Source organism: Pseudomonas aestiva (assembly GCF_039908605.1).
GTDB lineage: Bacteria > Pseudomonadota > Gammaproteobacteria > Pseudomonadales > Pseudomonadaceae > Chryseomonas > Chryseomonas aestiva.
In genome coordinates this window covers 918121-933990 of the sequence record NZ_CP150916.1, presented here as the reverse complement: position 1 = coordinate 933990, position 15870 = coordinate 918121, and the positions used below count along the sequence as shown (strand labels likewise).

At 64.7% G+C, this 15870-nt stretch carries 16 protein-coding genes; 4 read left to right on the top strand and 12 right to left on the bottom strand.

Annotated features, from left to right (window positions below):
- Positions 1-18 precede the first annotated feature (18 nt).
- From pncB to AABM56_RS04320, 10 genes are all read right to left on the bottom strand, one after another.
- Positions 19-1221: a nicotinate phosphoribosyltransferase gene (gene pncB, locus AABM56_RS04365; protein WP_187978459.1), complete on the bottom strand. Its 1203-nt coding sequence runs from the start codon at positions 1219-1221 to the stop codon at positions 19-21.
- A gap of 83 nt (positions 1222-1304) precedes the next feature.
- Positions 1305-1466, bottom strand: coding sequence for a hypothetical protein (locus tag AABM56_RS04360; RefSeq protein WP_347883858.1), 162 nt, complete (start codon positions 1464-1466; stop codon positions 1305-1307).
- 53 nt (positions 1467-1519) lie between these two features.
- A complete protein-coding gene (locus tag AABM56_RS04355) occupies positions 1520-2218 on the bottom strand; it encodes a lipopolysaccharide kinase InaA family protein (protein ID WP_133863001.1) in 699 nt (232 codons plus the stop codon).
- 27 nt (positions 2219-2245) lie between these two features.
- Positions 2246-2932 (bottom strand): class I SAM-dependent methyltransferase, encoded by a 687-nt coding sequence (locus tag AABM56_RS04350; RefSeq protein ID WP_133863002.1) that lies wholly within the window; start codon positions 2930-2932, stop codon positions 2246-2248.
- A gap of 91 nt (positions 2933-3023) precedes the next feature.
- On the bottom strand, positions 3024-4313 hold the full coding sequence (locus tag AABM56_RS04345) for a HAMP domain-containing sensor histidine kinase (RefSeq protein ID WP_133863003.1): 1290 nt from the start codon (positions 4311-4313) through the stop codon (positions 3024-3026).
- 2 nt (positions 4314-4315) lie between these two features.
- Positions 4316-4990, bottom strand: a complete 675-nt coding sequence (locus tag AABM56_RS04340) for a response regulator transcription factor (protein WP_133863004.1) — start codon at positions 4988-4990, stop codon at positions 4316-4318.
- 175 nt (positions 4991-5165) lie between these two features.
- Positions 5166-6806: a chaperonin GroEL gene (gene groL, locus AABM56_RS04335; protein WP_347883857.1), complete on the bottom strand. Its 1641-nt coding sequence runs from the start codon at positions 6804-6806 to the stop codon at positions 5166-5168.
- A gap of 39 nt (positions 6807-6845) precedes the next feature.
- The gene (locus tag AABM56_RS04330; protein ID WP_007161933.1) at positions 6846-7139 is read right to left on the bottom strand and encodes a co-chaperone GroES; all 294 of its coding nucleotides are present in this window, start codon (positions 7137-7139) and stop codon (positions 6846-6848) included.
- Between the two features lie 189 nt (positions 7140-7328).
- A complete protein-coding gene (locus AABM56_RS04325; RefSeq protein ID WP_133863006.1) occupies positions 7329-7787 on the bottom strand; it encodes an FxsA family protein in 459 nt (152 codons plus the stop codon).
- A gap of 151 nt (positions 7788-7938) precedes the next feature.
- Positions 7939-8946 (bottom strand): DUF481 domain-containing protein, encoded by a 1008-nt coding sequence (locus tag AABM56_RS04320; protein WP_133863007.1) that lies wholly within the window; start codon positions 8944-8946, stop codon positions 7939-7941.
- A gap of 240 nt (positions 8947-9186) precedes the next feature.
- On the opposite strand from AABM56_RS04320, the gene AABM56_RS04315 reads away from it, so the two are divergent.
- Both AABM56_RS04315 and AABM56_RS04310 read left to right on the top strand, forming a co-directional pair.
- A complete protein-coding gene (locus AABM56_RS04315) occupies positions 9187-9525 on the top strand; it encodes an MGMT family protein (RefSeq protein ID WP_133863008.1) in 339 nt (112 codons plus the stop codon).
- Between the two features lie 28 nt (positions 9526-9553).
- Positions 9554-11269 (top strand): AmpG family muropeptide MFS transporter, encoded by a 1716-nt coding sequence (locus tag AABM56_RS04310; protein ID WP_158889438.1) that lies wholly within the window; start codon positions 9554-9556, stop codon positions 11267-11269.
- A 7-nt stretch (positions 11270-11276) separates the two neighbouring features.
- Here AABM56_RS04310 and AABM56_RS04305 read toward each other — a convergent pair whose 3' ends face one another.
- Together AABM56_RS04305 and AABM56_RS04300 are read right to left on the bottom strand one after the other, a co-directional pair.
- Positions 11277-12149 (bottom strand): mechanosensitive ion channel family protein, encoded by an 873-nt coding sequence (locus tag AABM56_RS04305; RefSeq protein ID WP_133863010.1) that lies wholly within the window; start codon positions 12147-12149, stop codon positions 11277-11279.
- Between the two features lie 68 nt (positions 12150-12217).
- Positions 12218-12697: a YajQ family cyclic di-GMP-binding protein gene (locus tag AABM56_RS04300; RefSeq protein WP_133863011.1), complete on the bottom strand. Its 480-nt coding sequence runs from the start codon at positions 12695-12697 to the stop codon at positions 12218-12220.
- 124 nt (positions 12698-12821) lie between these two features.
- Here AABM56_RS04300 and AABM56_RS04295 point away from each other — a divergent pair, with 124 nt between their 5' ends.
- Entirely contained in the window at positions 12822-13736 is a 915-nt protein-coding gene (locus tag AABM56_RS04295) for a putative 2-dehydropantoate 2-reductase (RefSeq protein ID WP_263259504.1), read from the top strand.
- A 43-nt stretch (positions 13737-13779) separates the two neighbouring features.
- The gene (locus tag AABM56_RS04290) at positions 13780-15801 is read left to right on the top strand and encodes a HAMP domain-containing sensor histidine kinase (protein WP_133863013.1); all 2022 of its coding nucleotides are present in this window, start codon (positions 13780-13782) and stop codon (positions 15799-15801) included.
- The last annotated feature ends 69 nt before the right edge of the window (positions 15802-15870 follow it).

Below are 15870 nucleotides of genomic sequence, written 5' to 3'. Positions count from 1 at the left end.
CTGGCAAGGCGTCCGAACTCAGGCGCCGTTGACCTGGAAGACGTGCCGCAGATAGTGCAGGAAGTCAGGTTCACCGCCCTGGGCCTTGCCCGGGGCGTCGGAGATCTTGGCCACCGGCTGACCGTTGCAGCGACTCATCTTGAGCACCATGTTCATCGGCTGCACCCCGGGGATGTCGCAGGTGAAGTGGGTACCGATACCAAAGCTCACGTTGATCCGCTCGCGCAGGGCGCGAAACAGCGCCAGCGCCTTTTCCAGGTTGAGCGAATCGGAAAACACCAGGGTCTTGGTCAGGGGATCTATGCCCAGCTGCTGGTAATGGGCGATGGCCTTTTCCGCCCACTGCAGGGGATCGCCGCTGTCGTGCCGCAGGCCGTCGAACAGCTTGGCGAAGTAGAGATCGAAATCGCGCAGGAAGGCATCCATGGTGATGGTGTCGGTCAGGGCGATACCGAGCTGACCGCGATACTCGCGCACCCAGCAGTCGAGGGCGGAGATCTGGCTGTCGATCAGTCGCGGCCCCAGTTGCTGGTGCGCCATCAGCCACTCGTGGGCCATGGTGCCCAGGGGCGCGACATCCAGCTTCCAGGCCAGGTGCACGTTGCTGGTGCCAACGAAGCGACCGGGGAAGTCGTCCCTCAGGCTGCGCACCACCATCTCCTGCACCCCATAGGAGAAACGCCGCCGGGTGCCGAAGTCGGCCATCTTGAACTCGGCCAGTTCATCGGCGCCCGCCTCTCGTGCCAGCCAGTCGAACTTGCGATAGAGCTGATCCTGCGCCACCTGCAGCGGCAGATCGGCATGGCGCTGGCGATTGCGCACCTCGCTGATCAGCGCCAGGATCGGCACCTCGAACAGGATCAGGTGCAGCCAGGGACCTTTCAGGGTCAGGGTGAAGCGCCCTTCTTCCTCGCCCAGGAAAACATAGGACGGATTGAAGCGAAACAGCCGCAGGAAGCGGATGAAGTCTGGGGTGATGAAGGGGATGCGCTCGAGAAAGGCCAGCTGACCGTCGCTGATGGCGACATCGGCGAGGGCATCGATCTCGGCCTGGATGGCCGCGTGATAGGGCCGCAGGTCTTCGTCGTTGCGGCAGCGAAAGGCCCACTCGACTTCCGCATTGGGATAGTTGTGCAGGACGGCCTGCATCATGGTGAGCTTGTAGAAGTCGGTGTCCAGCAGGCTTTGCACGGCCTGCTCGGAAAAACTATCGGCCATCATCGGCGGGGGCTCGGCAGCTAGAAGTCAGACGACAGGATGCCCAACTTGCCGAGGAAGCGAAAGGCGCTTGACCGCCCGAGGGCCTAGCGGTTGTGGGTCTGGGTCATGCCGAAGAGAAACAGCAGCAGGTCCTGGCTACCCGTGCTGGAGGTGGTCAGGCTGCGAGCCACCGGCGTCTGGCAATACTCGAGGCCTTCACTGCCGACCACCACCGCCGCCGGCCGCAGCCAGCTCGCATAGGCCAATGTGGTGACCCCACAGAAAGCCGCAATCAGCAAACCTCGAGTAATTTGTGAAGTCATGGCTCTAACCCTCTGATCTTCCGTCCCAACGCCTGTTGGTAAACGTAGAGGAGAGTTCGCCATTGCGCAGCGTTCCACGACGAATGGCGGCGTAATTGCAGCATATCCCGACGGGCGGCCGTGTCTATGCCGATGCGCTGGCGACATTTCTCCAGATCGAGCAGGGCGACGGAGAATTCCTTGCCCTGAGGGCCGACTCGTTCGGCCACGAAGATGTGCTTGGGATAGAGGCAACCGTGTTGCCAGCGGTGCCGATGCATGCGCGCCAGCACCTCTCCCAGGGTGGTCAGGAAACGCTCGTGCTCGGCTTCGCTGAGAGACTGGCCGCCACCTTCGGCGTACCACTGATCGAGGTCCTGATAGCCTTCCAGAGCGGCACTCACCAGCAGCGCGCGCCAGCCGCCCTGGGCATGCCGGGCATCGCAGAACAGTAGTTCGGGAACCTGAATGCCCAGGTCGCGAAAGGCGATCAGCGCATCGCGCTCGCGCAGAGCGGTGGGACGTCCCAGGGGATGACGCAGGCTGCGATAGAGATGGCCGACCTGGCGCTTGACGTAGGCCAGGGTACCGTCGGGCAGCTGCAGGCGCTGAACACCGCTTTCGCCACCGCGGCGGACGTTGGGGGCTTCCACCCAGTCACCCGCGGTGTTCCACCAGCGATCGAAACGCTCTTCGCCTTGCGTTACGGCTCCCATCAGCTGCCTCTCTTATTTTAGATAGCTTCAATTGGCCTTGCGCAGGACATAGACCCGCCACATGGCATAGCCCGGCAGGAAATCCAGGGCGCGGTCGACGACGAAGCCGGCCTGGGCGACCTCCGCCTCGAACTGGCTGCGCTCGACGATGAATCTGTTCTGATAACCGCCACGATCGCGGCCCTGGGCCTTGCGACGGCGCTCCAGCGCCTGACGCCGCCAGGCCTTGAAGTTGCCATCCACCCACAACGACAGGATGACGCTATCGCGGGTCACCCGGTGGAACTCCTGCAGCAGGGCCAGTCGGTCCGCCGATTCGCCCACATGGTGAAACAAGCGCATACAGAAAATGCAATCTACAGAATTGTCGGACAGGTCGATAGCGAAAGCCGACGTCTGTAGCGTCTTCACCCGGGCCACGACGTCCGCCGGCTGCTGATCGCGGGCGGTGGCCAGCATGTTTTCCGAGTAATCGGCACCGATGATCAGGCGGTTGCGCTTTTCCGCCAGCAGCGGCCAGAAGCGCCCGGCTCCACTGGGCAGATCCAGCACCAGATTGGGCTGGCCGGCGATGCTCAGGGCCTGCCGCGCCAGTTGCTGGTCGCGCCAGTTGGACAGACGCCGGGCCAGACCGTCCTGATGCTTCAGGTAATACTGGCGGGCGTGGTCGGCGTCGTACTTTTGCGAAAAGGGCAGGTCGATGGGCGCTTTCACAGAGGCGGCTCCTGAGGGAGTGGAGAAGTGCCGCCACCCTACCCGGGCCCCTGTCAAACCCCGGTCAAGCCTTTGTGAAATTTCTGTAACCTCAGTCCGCTAGTCTGTCGGTGCCGAGTGCTATCTCGAAGCGGCAACCGCCCGCCGCGCTTTCACCCAGGGTCACGTGCCAGCCCTGCAGCTGGCAGATCCTGCGCACCAGCGACAGGCCCAGTCCGAGGCCCTCGCCGCGCCCTTCCGCGCCCCGCACGAAGGGCTGGAACATCGCCTCGCGCTGCTCCTCGGGGATGCCGACGCCGCTGTCTTCCACCACGAAGCCGTCCGTTCCGACGTGCAGGCCGATATAACCCCGCTCGGTGTAATGCAGCGCATTGCGCAGCAGATTGCTCATCACCGAGCGCAGAAAGGGCTCGTGCCAGAGCCCCTGATCAGTCCCCGGCGCCACGCTCAGTTGCCACTGCAGGCCCTTGGCCTGCACCGCCGCCTGCCACTCCTGGGTCTGCCGCCGCGCCACGTCAGCCAGGGTGGCCCGCGGGGCCTGGGTGTCGTTGTCGCCCTGGTTGCGTGCCAGGGCCAGAAAGGTCTGCACCAGTTCCTGCATCTCCCGCGCCGCACGGGTCATCCGTTCCAGCGGACCCTTCGCCCGCGCTGGCAGATCCGGCGTGGCCTCGAGCAATTCGCAGGAGGAATTGATCACCATCAATGGGGTACGCAATTCGTGGCTGACGTCACTGGTGAACAGCCGTTCCCGGGCCAGGGCAGCACGCAGGCGCTCCAGGGCATCGTCGAAGGCCCCGGCCAGCTCGCCGACCTCGTCCTTGGCGTAGTCCGGCGCCAGGGGCGGGGTTACATCGAGCAACTGGTCACGCCGGCGCACCTGACGCGCCAGCCGTACGACCGGAGCGATCACCCGCCGCGCCAGGGCCCAGCCCAGCAGCCAGGCCAGGGCCACGCTGATCAGGAAGCCGACCAGCACCACCTTGTAGAGCAGGCGTTCGCGCGCCTCGAAATCGCTCTGGTTCTGCAGCAGGACGAAGTGATTGCCCTCCAGCTCGGCCACATAGGCATAGAAGTACTGTTGATCCTCCTCCACTTCACTGAAGCCGGCCGGCAGCTCGCGCAGGTGCGCTGGCAGCTGTGCCACCTCGGTGAGAGGCACGAAATACAGGCGCATGTCCGGGTCCAGCACCGGCTGGCCGCCGCGCTTCATGTCGCGCTGCACCATGCGCTCCAGTTCATTGTGCAGATCGGTGGAGATCAGGCGTTCCTCGACGGTATGCACCGCGGCGACGATCCCCAGGGCAAAGACGCCACCCACCAGAAAGGTCATCAGCACGAAGGCGATGACGATCCGTCGCGACAGGCTCAGGTGATATTCCATGGCTAGTCCTGCTCGACCAGTTTGTAGCCCACGCCGTGAATGGTGCGCAGCAGCGGCTGCTCGAAGGGCTTGTCGATCACTTGGCGCAACTGGTGGACGTGGCTGCGCAGGCTGTCGCTGTCAGGGTAGTCCTCGCCCCATACCGCTTCCTCCAGCACCTCGCGCCGCACCACGTGGGGCGACTTCTGCATCAGCAGGGCGAGAATCTTGAGGCCGATGGGATTGAGCTTGAGCGGCTTGCCGGCGCGACTGACCTCCAGGGTGTCGAGGTCATAGCTGAGATCGGCGACCTGCAGCTGCCGCCGCCCGCCGCCCTTGGCCCGGCGCATGACCGCCTCGACGCGGGCGGCCAGTTCGGACAGGGCGAAGGGCTTGACCAGATAGTCATCGGCGCCGGAGCGAAAGCCTTCCAGACGATCGTCGAGTTGATCGCGGGCGGTGAGCATGATCACCGGGGTGTCGCGGCGGGCATCCTGGCGCAGCCGCTGGCAGAGGGTGTAGCCATCGATGCCGGGCAGCATGATGTCGAGGATCAGCAGGTCATAGTGCTCGGTCGCGGCCAGGTGCAGGCCCGACAGCCCATCCTGGGCGCAATCCACGCTGTAGCCCTTGAGACTGAGGTAGTCCAGCAGATTGCTGAGGATGTCGCGGTTGTCTTCCACCACCAGGATACGCATGTCGCTGACCTCTTGCCCGAGCCCACCGCGGGCCTCGTTGTCGTCTGTTCGGCACAGAGCCTAACCGGCCCCGGCGGCCTCGACCAGCGCGGGCGGGCCGGCGACCGGCCATAAAAAACCCCGGTGTCCGCGAGGAGCACCGGGGTTGGGCTCGGCCCGGGGGCCGGAGCGGGTGTTACATCATGCCGCCCATGCCACCCATGCCGCCCATGTCGGGCATGGCCGGAGCGGAGTCGTCTTTCGGCAGCTCGGCCACGATGGCTTCGGTGGTGATCAGCAGACCGGCGATGGAGGAAGCGGCCTGCAGCGCGCTGCGGGTCACCTTGGCCGGGTCGATGATGCCGAATTCCAGCATGTCGCCGTATTCGCCAGTGGCGGCGTTGTAGCCGTAGTTGCCGCTGCCCTGCTTGACCTTGTCCAGCACGACGGAGGCTTCGTCACCGGCGTTGGCCACGATCTGGCGCAGCGGGGCTTCGACGGCGCGACGCAGGATGTTGATACCGGCGTTCTGCTCTTCGTTGATGCCTTTCAGGTCCTTCAGCGCGTCCAGGGCACGCACCAGGGCGACACCGCCGCCAGGCACCACGCCTTCTTCCACGGCAGCGCGGGTAGCGTGCAGGGCGTCTTCAACGCGGGCTTTCTTCTCTTTCATCTCGACTTCGGTGGCAGCGCCAACCTTGATCACGGCAACACCGCCGGCCAGCTTGGCCAGACGCTCTTGCAGCTTCTCTTTGTCGTAGTCGGAAGAGGTTTCTTCGACCTGGGCACGGATCTGCTTGATGCGGGCCTGGATGTCGACTTCCACGCCGGCGCCGTCGATGACGGTGGTGTTTTCCTTGTTCAGGACCACACGCTTGGCTTGACCCAGGTGCTCCAGGGTGGTGCTTTCCAGGCTCAGACCGACTTCTTCGGAGATGACGGTACCGCCGGTCAGGATGGCGATGTCCTGCAGCATGGCCTTGCGACGATCACCGAAGCCCGGCGCCTTGACGGCGGCGACCTTGACGATGCCGCGCATGTTGTTGACCACCAGGGTGGCCAGGGCTTCGCCTTCGACGTCTTCGGCAACGATCAGCAGCGGGCGACCGGCCTTGGCGACAGATTCCAGCACCGGCAGCAGTTCGCGGATGTTGGAGATCTTCTTGTCGACCAGCAGCAGCAGCGGGCTGTCCAGCTCGGCCGACATGGTGTCGGGCTTGTTGATGAAGTAGGGCGACAGGTAGCCACGGTCGAACTGCATGCCTTCGACGACGGACAGTTCGTTTTCCAGGCCCGAGCCTTCTTCGACGGTGATGACGCCTTCCTTACCAACCCTCTCCATGGCTTCGGCGATGATGTTGCCGATGCTTTCGTCGGAGTTGGCGGAGATGGTGCCTACCTGGGCGATGGCCTTGCTGTCGGCGCAGGGCTTGGACAGGTTCTTCAGCTCGGCGACGACGGCAGCGGTGGCCTTGTCGATGCCGCGCTTCAGATCCATCGGGTTCAGGCCGGCGGCCACGGACTTCAGGCCTTCGGTGACAATGGCCTGGGCCAGCACGGTGGCGGTGGTGGTGCCGTCGCCGGCAGCGTCGTTGGCCTTGGAGGCCACGTCTTTCACCAGCTGGGCGCCGATGTTCTCGATGCGATCCTTGAGCTCGATCTCCTTGGCGACGGACACGCCGTCCTTGGTGATCAGGGGAGCACCGAAGCTACGCTCCAGAACCACGTTACGGCCTTTCGGGCCCAGGGTGGCCTTGACGGCGTCGGCCAGGGTGTTGACACCGGTCAGCAGCTTCTTGCGCGCGGAGTCACCGAATTTGACGTCTTTTGCAGCCATGTTCTGTTTCCTCTAAGAAATTCGAAAAGTGAGCGGGGATCAGCCTTCGATAACGGCCAGGATTTCGGACTCAGCCATCACCAGCAGTTCTTCGCCATCGACCTTGATGGCGTTGCTGCCGGAATAGGGACCGAAAACCACCTTGTCACCCACTTTCACCGCCGGAGCACGGACGTCGCCGTTGTCCAGCACGCGTCCAGTGCCTACGGCAACCACTTCACCGCGGTTCGGCTTTTCGGCAGCCGAGCCCGGCAGCACGATGCCGCCAGCGGATTTGGTCTCTTCTTCGCTGCGACGAATCACAACGCGATCATGCAGAGGACGAAGCGCCATTGTCGTATCTCCCAAAGTTCTAAGTGTTTCCAGCGCCGATGACTGCATCGGCAGTTTGTTTTTACCGGCTGCGCCGGGTGCGCCCCGTGCATGACAGGACGCGAAACCTGCTCGCCTTGCGGCGACAACCTTGCGGTGTCCGCTACATGAGGTTGTCGCCAGGCATTTCAAGGGCGGAGGACAAAATTTTTAGCGTTTTTGCTCGTCACGGTGCACCACTTCACCCTCGATCACCTCGGGGCGATGAGGCGCGCCCTGACCGGCGCCCGGCTGATAGCCCTGGGCGCCGGGATTGCGCCGGGTCACCCGGCCGATCACCGCGCCCAGTAGGGCCTTGCGGGTCACCGGCAAGAGGCAGACGAGCGCCAGAACGTCGCTGATGAAGCCCGGGAAGATCAGCAGGGCGCCGGCGATCGCCAGGGTCAGGCCCTGGATGACTTCCTGCTCGGGCATCTGCCCCTGGGCCAGGCGCATGCGGATGCGCCAGAGGGTGGTGAAGCCGGCGACGCGCAGCAGGGCGACACCGACCAGAAAGCTCAGCAGCAGCAGGGCGAAGGTGGCGAGCACGCCGATTTCGCTGCCGATCTTGATGAGTACGGCCAGTTCCACAAAGGGAAACAGCAAGAAGAGTAAGGCGGTCACGCGCATCTCAGGTCCTTCACGGTGGAAGCCGGTTGAAAGACAGGAGATGGAGGCGGTCGAGCCGATTTCAAGGTCGCCGCCAGGCGCCCGGCACAAACGACAAGGCCGCGAAAGTCGCGGCCTTGAGGGGGTTGCACAGGGTCAGGGAAATATCGGGTTACCAGGACACGCCGACACCGGCGGTGTACTCGGTCTGGTTGACGTTGCCCTCGGCACCGCTGGTCAGTTCCTTGGACGCCTTGAGGTTCAGCGACGCCCAGTTGGTCACCTTGTATCTCAGGCCGACATCGCCGTCGAAGGTGAAGTTGGCGGTGTTGTCCAGCGGACGACCCAGTTCACCCGTGGTGAAGAACTGGATGGTCTGACCGTACAGATAGCGGTTGTAGTCCCACTTCATGCTCGCCGAGAGGAACTGGTCGGAGCCGCCGTCGGCATACTGGTAGCGATTGTGGTTGAGCAGCCCGGTGAGCGAGAAGGCACCCAGTTCGTTGTCCCAGAACTGGTAACCGGGACCGGTACCCAGGGTCCGCTGCTTGGCCAGCGCCTGGATCCAGTCGCGCTTGTATTCGGCGCGGCCCTGCCAGAAGAATTTCTCGTCGAAGAAGCGATCCAGGGCGTATTGCAGATCGTACTTGTTGGTCGAGACGGTATCGTTGGCCTTGTAGCGGTCGTAGCTGCCGTTGGCGTTGTGCCGCCACATGCCATGCCGCGCCTGGGTCTTGAAGTCGATGTCGTACTTCTGGCTGTCCTCGGAGGAGCTGATGTAGTCCAGGCCGGCGTCGATGTTGCCTTTCCAGGCGAAGTCGCGCAGGAAGGGCCGCGGCGGCACGATCTGGGTGATGCTGGCCAGGGGGACGGTCTGCTGGCCATCGGTGGTGGTGACCACCACCTGGCCGTCGTCGGCCGGCTTGAGGCTTTCCACCGGGAAATCGGGTTCGTACTTGCCGCGCTGGACGATGACGGGCTTGTCACGCTGCAGCGTCTTGATCTTGTCCCAGGACAGGGGAATGTTGCCGCCGTATTCGGTCTGCAAGAGCAGCTTCTTGCTGTCCAGCAGCTTGATGGTTCCGGTCAGACGATCGCCGTTCTTGAGCCAGACGGTGTCGGCATGGGCGAAGGAGGCGAGTGACAACAGCGCGAGCGAGGAGAGCAATCGAAAACGCATGGGCACCAGGACACCTTTGGGTGGACTTGGGTGGAAAGGTAACGAAACGAGAGGGGCGCGATTATCCGGGTGCCAGAGGCTCGCGCAACCGTTCCTGGGTAAAAGTTAGGCAAGTTTCCGGAAATACTGCCCAAAGGTCGGACGTCTTGGGAGAATGCGGCAGCTCGACACGTTTCAGCACCACCGTAACCAAACTTTTCGGCACACTGGCACTCTTCTCCCCCGGAGCAGCAGGGCGTCATGCGTGCACCCCCTCCCCTCGAATCCCGTCGCCAGGCCGTCTTCCTGGCACTGGCCGCCATTCCCGCGGGGCGGGTGGTCAGCTATGGCCAGTTGGCGGAACTCGCCGGGCTCGGTCGCGGAGCCCGCTGGGTGGGCTGGGTGCTGGGGCGTCTGCCGGAGGGCAGTGCCCTGCCCTGGCATCGGGTGATCGCGGCGGATGGCCGGCCGAGCCTGACCCAGGACAGCCCCTCTGGCCGGGAGCAACGCGAGCGGCTGCGGGCCGAGGGTGTACTGCTGCACGAGGACCGGGTGGACATGCGTCGGTACCGGTGGAATCCAGCTGAGAGTGTCGAGTAGAGTGCGCGTTTTTTCCGAGCCCAAGGGCATGTTTGCACGTTTCTGGCGTGAAGCCGTCACCACCTACAAGTCAAAGGCCTGCCTGGCCCTGCTGCTGCTGGGTTTCGCCGCGGGCTTGCCAGCCATGCTGGTGTTTTCCACCCTGTCGGTCTGGCTGCGCGAAGCGGGCGTGAGTCGCGAGACCATCGGCTATGCCAGCTGGATCGGCCTGGCCTATGCCTTCAAGTGGGTCTGGTCGCCCATGCTCGACCTGTGGAAGCTGCCGCTGATCGGCAAGCTCGGACGGCGACGCTCCTGGCTGGTGCTGTCGCAGATCCTGGTGGGCCTGGGGCTGATCGGCATGGCGCTGTGCAATCCGCAGCAGCACTTGGAGCAACTCATCGCCCTGGCCGTGCTGGTGGCCTTCGCCTCGGCCACCCAGGACATCGCCGTGGACGCCTATCGCCTGGAGATCGCCGACGACGATCGCCAGGCCGCCCTGGCCGCCTGCTACATGACCGGCTATCGCATCGCCGCCCTGCTGGCCAGCGCCGGCGCCCTGTTTCTCGCCGAGGAGCTGGGCTCGTCCCGGCTGGGCTACAGCCAGAGCGCCTGGGCCACCACCTACATGCTGTTCGCCCTCCTGGTGCTGCCGGGCCTGGTGACCAGCGTGCTGATTCGCGAACCCGAGCCGGTAGCGCCCATGGCCATGGCGGAATCGCGCTTCGGCTTCAATCACCAGCTGGTGGCGGTCGCCCTGCTGCTGGTGATGCTGATCTCCATCCCCGCCGCCATCAATGCCGCCATCGCCCAGGCCTGGCCACGCGCCCTGCTCTACAGCCTGTTCATCGTCGGCTGCCTGTCGCCCTGGGGCCGCTATTGCTCCAAGCCCCTGAGTGATCTCATGCGCCGCATGCGCGAGCCCCTGCGGTTGCGCGATGCGGCCAATGCCGAAGAACTGCCACGCTTCGACTTCGTCCACCAGATGGTCTCGGTGATCCTGCTGATCGTGCTGATCGTGGCCGCCACCGGCGGCCTGTCGGCCCTGGCCGGCGGCTACTGGCCGCGCGGTCTGATGTACGGCCTGATCGTCTGGCTGTGCCTGACCGCGCCGGGGCGCCGGCTGATGGCACCGGTGCTGACGCCCATCACCGAATTCATCCAGCGCTACCAGTGGCAGGCGCTGCTGCTGCTCGGCCTGATCTCCACCTATCGGCTGTCCGACACGGTCATGGGGGTGATGGCCAGCGTCTTCTATATCGACGTGGGCTACAGCAAGGAAACCATCGCCGGGGTCAGCAAGATCTTCGGGGTGTTCATGACCCTGTTCGGCGCGGGCCTGGGCGGCGTGCTGATCACCCGGGTAGGCATCCTGCCGATCCTTTTCCTCGGCGGCGCCGCTTCGGCGCTGACCAACCTGCTGTTCGTGGTGATCGCCTCCACCGGCGCCAACGTGCCGCTGCTGATCGCCACCATCTGCGCCGACAACGTCAGTGGCGGCATGGCCACCTCGGCCTTTGTCGCCTACCTGTCGAGTCTGACCAACCTCAGATTCTCGGCCACCCAGTACGCCATGCTCAGCTCGCTGATGCTGCTGTTGCCGCGCCTGCTGGGTGGCTATTCGGGGGCCATGGTCGAGCACGTCGGCTACAGCTCGTTCTTCTCCCTGACCGCGCTGATGGGGGTGCCGACGCTGCTGCTGATCGCCGTGCTCTGGCTGCGTCAGCGGCGCGATCCCGCCGTCGTCAAGACCGGCGGGAGCTGAGCGGGACCTAGGCGGCGGGGCTGGACTCGCCCTGCGCCTCAGCGACCGGTGCAGTGTTGGCGAAGTGCACCACCCGCTGCGGGAAGGGAATGCCGATACCCACCGCGCCCAGACGGTCGCGGACCTGCTCGTTGAGCATGAACATCAGCGGCCAGTAGTCGCCGCTGTCGGTCCAGAAGCGCAGCGACAGGGTGATGGCGCTGTCGCCCAGGACCGATACCACCACCTCGGCGGCCGGATCCCGATGCACCCGCGAGTCTTCCGCCAGCGCCAGCAGCACCTCGCGGCCCTTCTGCAGATCGGCCTCGTAATCCACGCCGACATCGAAGATCACCTTGCGCTTGGGCTGGCGCGAGTAGTTGGTGATGATGCCGTTGGACAGATTGCCGTTGGGGATGGTGACGGTCTTGTTGTCCCCGGTCAGCAGGATGGTGTGGAAGATCTGGATGGAATTCACCGTCCCCATCACGCCTTGGGCTTCGATGAATTCACCGACGCGAAAGGGGCGGAAGGTCAGGATCAGCACACCGCCGGCAAAATTCGACAGGCTGCCCTGCAGTGCCAGACCCACGGCCAGACCGGCCGCACCGATGATGGCGACAAAGGAGGTCGTGGCGATGCCGATCATGGACGCCGCGCTGACCGCCAGCAGGATCTTGAGGATGATGCTGACCAGGCTGCCGAGGAAACTCAGCAGCGCCGGGTCGGCGCCATGGTGGGCCGCCAGGCCGCTGGCCTTGGCCGAGACCTTGTTGATCAACCACCAGCCGATGGCCAGGGTCAGCAGCGCCAGCAGCACCCGGCCGGAATACTGCAGGACAATGGGCAGCCAGCCCGCGGTCATCGCCAGCAGGTGGTTGTATTGGTTTTCGATATCCAAACGGCGTCTCCTGTTACCTCTTCAGTCAGATGCCGCCGCGCTCGGCGGCGACCCTAAAGGGAGTCAGCTCAATCACGGAAGTTCTGGTATTGCAGCGGCATGTCCAGGGACTGGCCGCGCAGCAGGGCGATGACCTCCTGCAACTCGTCGCGCTTCTTGCCGGTGATGCGCACCTGCTCGCCCTGGATGGCGGCCTGAACCTTGATCTTGCTGTCCTTGATCAGTGCGACGATCTTCTTCGCCAGCTCCTTGTCGATCCCCTCGCGCAGGACGGTCTCCTGCTTGACGGACTTGCCGGAGGCATAGGCATCCTTGACCTCCAGGCACTGGACGTCGATCTTGCGCTTGGCCAGGTTGACCTTGAGGATCTCCAGCATCTGTTCGAGCTGGAAGTCGGCATCGGCGGTGAGGGTCACCGTCAGGTCCTTGGCTTCGAAGCTGCCCTTGCCGCGCAGGTCGTAGCGGCGATCAAGGTCCTTGATGGCGTTGTCGACGGCATTGGTGACTTCGTGCTTGTCCAGCTCCGATACCACGTCGAAGGAAGGCATGGATTTTCTCCTCGGTTGCGATGGGGCAGCCTTGACGCTGCAGCATGACCGACCATTATAACGACTGACCCTAGCCTTGCAGGAATCCAACCATGCCCCGCGAATCCACCCTGGAGTCACAGTTGTGAGCTGGCACGTACTGGGCGCCGGCAGTCTCGGCGGACTTTGGGCGGCGCGGCTGTTTCGCGGTGGCGAACCGGTCCGGCTGATCCTGCGTGACCGTACACGCCTGGCGCAGTATCGCGTCGGCGGCGGACTGCAACTCAGCGAAGGCGACACCACCAGCCTCTATCCGCTGCCGGCCGAGACGCCCGAGGCCGGCAATCCGATCCGCCGCCTGATCCTCGCCTGCAAGAGCTATGACGCCGAAGAAGCCATCGCCAGCGTCGCCGCGCGACTGGAACCGGAGGCCGAGATCCTGCTGCTGCAGAACGGCCTGGGCAGCCAGGATGCCGTGGCCGCCCGGGTCCCGCGGGCGCGCTGCCTGAGAGCCAGCACTACCGAGGGGGCCTATCGCGAGACCGACTTCCATGTGGTGGCGGCCGGCGCCGGGCAGATCTGGATCGGCGACCAGCTCGGCAGCCATACCCCGCCGCCCTGGCTGGACACCCTTACCCAGCTGGGTTTCCCAGTGCGCTGGACCGAAGACATCGACGCCCGGCAGTGGCGCAAGCTGGCGATCAACTGCGCCATCAATCCGCTGACCGTGCTGCATCGCTGCCGCAACGGCGAGCTGCGCCAGCACGCAGCGGAGGTAGCGGCGCTCTGCGACGAACTCGCGACCCTGCTGGAAGCCATGGGCCTCGCCCCGGCGGCCCAGGGGCTGCAGCAGGAGGTCGAGGCGGTGATCGCCGCCACCGCCAACAACCGCTCTTCCATGCTGCAGGACGTGGAGCGCGGCCAGCGCACCGAGGTGAGCCATCTGCTCGGTCATGCCCTGCCGATCGCCGGACGGCTGCGCCTGCCGGTGCCGCATCTGACGGACCTCCAGCAGCGGTTGCGGACCCGGCTCGCGGAGCGCGGATTGCCCGAGGACTAGCTGCGGGCTACCCTGCCCGCTTCCCTGTTGCCGCGGCTGCGCCATGATCCTCGCCAAACGCCTGAAGAATCTCCCGGTCGGCCGCAAGTTGCTGGCCGCCCTGCTGGTGATGATGATCGCGGTGCTGGTGGTGGCCAACGTGACCTTCATCAGTGCCGCCTACTGGATCTCCCAGGAAAGCGTGGCGCCCCAGGCGCTGCAGACCCTGGGCCGGCTGTTCGCCAGCCCGGTGCTCAGTCGCGAGGTGCTGGCCTCGCCGGAGGCGGCCCAGGTGCAGTTGCGCCAGCTGGACGGCTATGCGCCGCTGCGCCTGGCCGCGGTCTACGACAGCCAGGGCCAGCGCCTGGCCGAGTTGCACAACGGCGATCGCCTGCAGGTACCCGCGCGCTTCGAAGAGCTGCAGACCTGGCGCCTGCGGGAATTCCGCACCAACCTGCTGGTGGAACTGCCGCGCCCCGAGGGCCCGCCCGGGCATCTGCTGCTGGTGGCCAGCAGCGAGCTGCCGGGCGCCTTCTACCGCGGCACCCTGACCGCCAGCCTGGCGATCCTGACCTTCAGCATCCTGCTCTGGCTGGTGGTGGCGCGACAGATCAAGCGACTCATCACCCTGCCGATCCGCGAGCTGGAAGAACTTTCCCGCCAGGTGACCCGCGAGGAAAACTACTCGCTGCGCGCCAGCAAGGGCAGCGAGGACGAACTGGGTCGCCTGGCGGAATCCTTCAACACCATGCTCGGCCGCATCCAGGGCCGCGAGCAGCAACTCAAGCGCGCCCGCGACGACGCCCAGTACGCCGTGCTGCAGGCCCAGAGCCTGGCCGAGGAGACGCGCCGCTCCAACCGCAAGCTGGAACTGGAGGTACAGGTCCGCGGCAAGATCGAGAAGAAGCTCACCGGCTTCCAGAACTACCTCAACAGCATCATCGACTCCATGCCCTCGGCGCTGATCGCGGTGGACGAGCAGTTCTACGTCACCCAGTGGAACCAGGAGGCCACCCACCTCTCCGGCACCCAGCTGGACGAAGCCCTGAACCAGCCGGTGTTTCTCGCCTTTCCCTCGCTCAAGCCGTTCCTGCCGCAATTGAGTCGCACCGCCGAATTGCTGCGGGTGGAAAAGGTGGAGCGGGTGACCTGGGCGCTGACCGATACCCCGCGCCACTACACCCTGACCTTCTACCCGCTGATGGGCGGCGCCGGACGTGGCGTGGTGATCCGCATCGACGACATCACCCAGCGCCTCAACATGGAAGAGATGATGGTGCAGTCGGAAAAGATGCTCTCGGTGGGCGGCCTGGCCGCCGGCATGGCCCACGAGATCAACAATCCCCTGGGCGCCATCCTGCACAACGTGCAGAACATCCGCCGGCGGCTGTCGCCGGAATTGCCGAAGAATCTCGAGCAGGCCGCCGAATCCGGCGTCGAACTCAATGCGGTGAATTGCTACCTGGAAAGCCGGCAGATCCCGCGGCTGCTCGACGGCATCCACCAGGCCGGCAGCCGCGCGGCCAAGATCGTCAGCCACATGCTGGCCTTCAGCCGGCGCAGCAATCGCAAGATGGAAGCCAGCGAATTGCCGCCGCTGATCGACCAGGCCATCGAGATCGCCGGCAACGACTTCGACCTGGCAGAAGGCTTCGACTTCCGCACCCTGTCGATCATCCGCGAATTCGATCCGGCACTGGGGCCGGTGCCGGTGATCGGCAATGAACTGGAGCAGGTGCTGCTCAACCTGCTGAAGAACGCCGCCCAGGCGATCCACCTGCGCGACGACGAGGAAGAAGGCGAATACGGACGCATCACCTTGCGCACCAGGCTGCGCGGCGGCTGGGCGGAGATCCAGGTGGAAGACAACGGCATCGGTATCCCCGAGGACATCTGCAAGCGCATCTTCGAGCCCTTCTTCACCACCAAGGAAGTGGGCCAGGGCACCGGTCTGGGCCTGTCGGTGTCGTACTTCATCATCACCAACAACCACAAGGGGCAGATGGAGGTGCACTCCACGCCTGGCGTAGGGACCTGCTTCACCCTGCGCCTGCCGCTCATCCAGGCCGACTTCGACACAGCCTAGGCTTGTCTGAAAAGTGCCTGTGCTCGGCCATGCTGCGTTAAAAATCACCTGGATCGCCAGCCCGGTCGG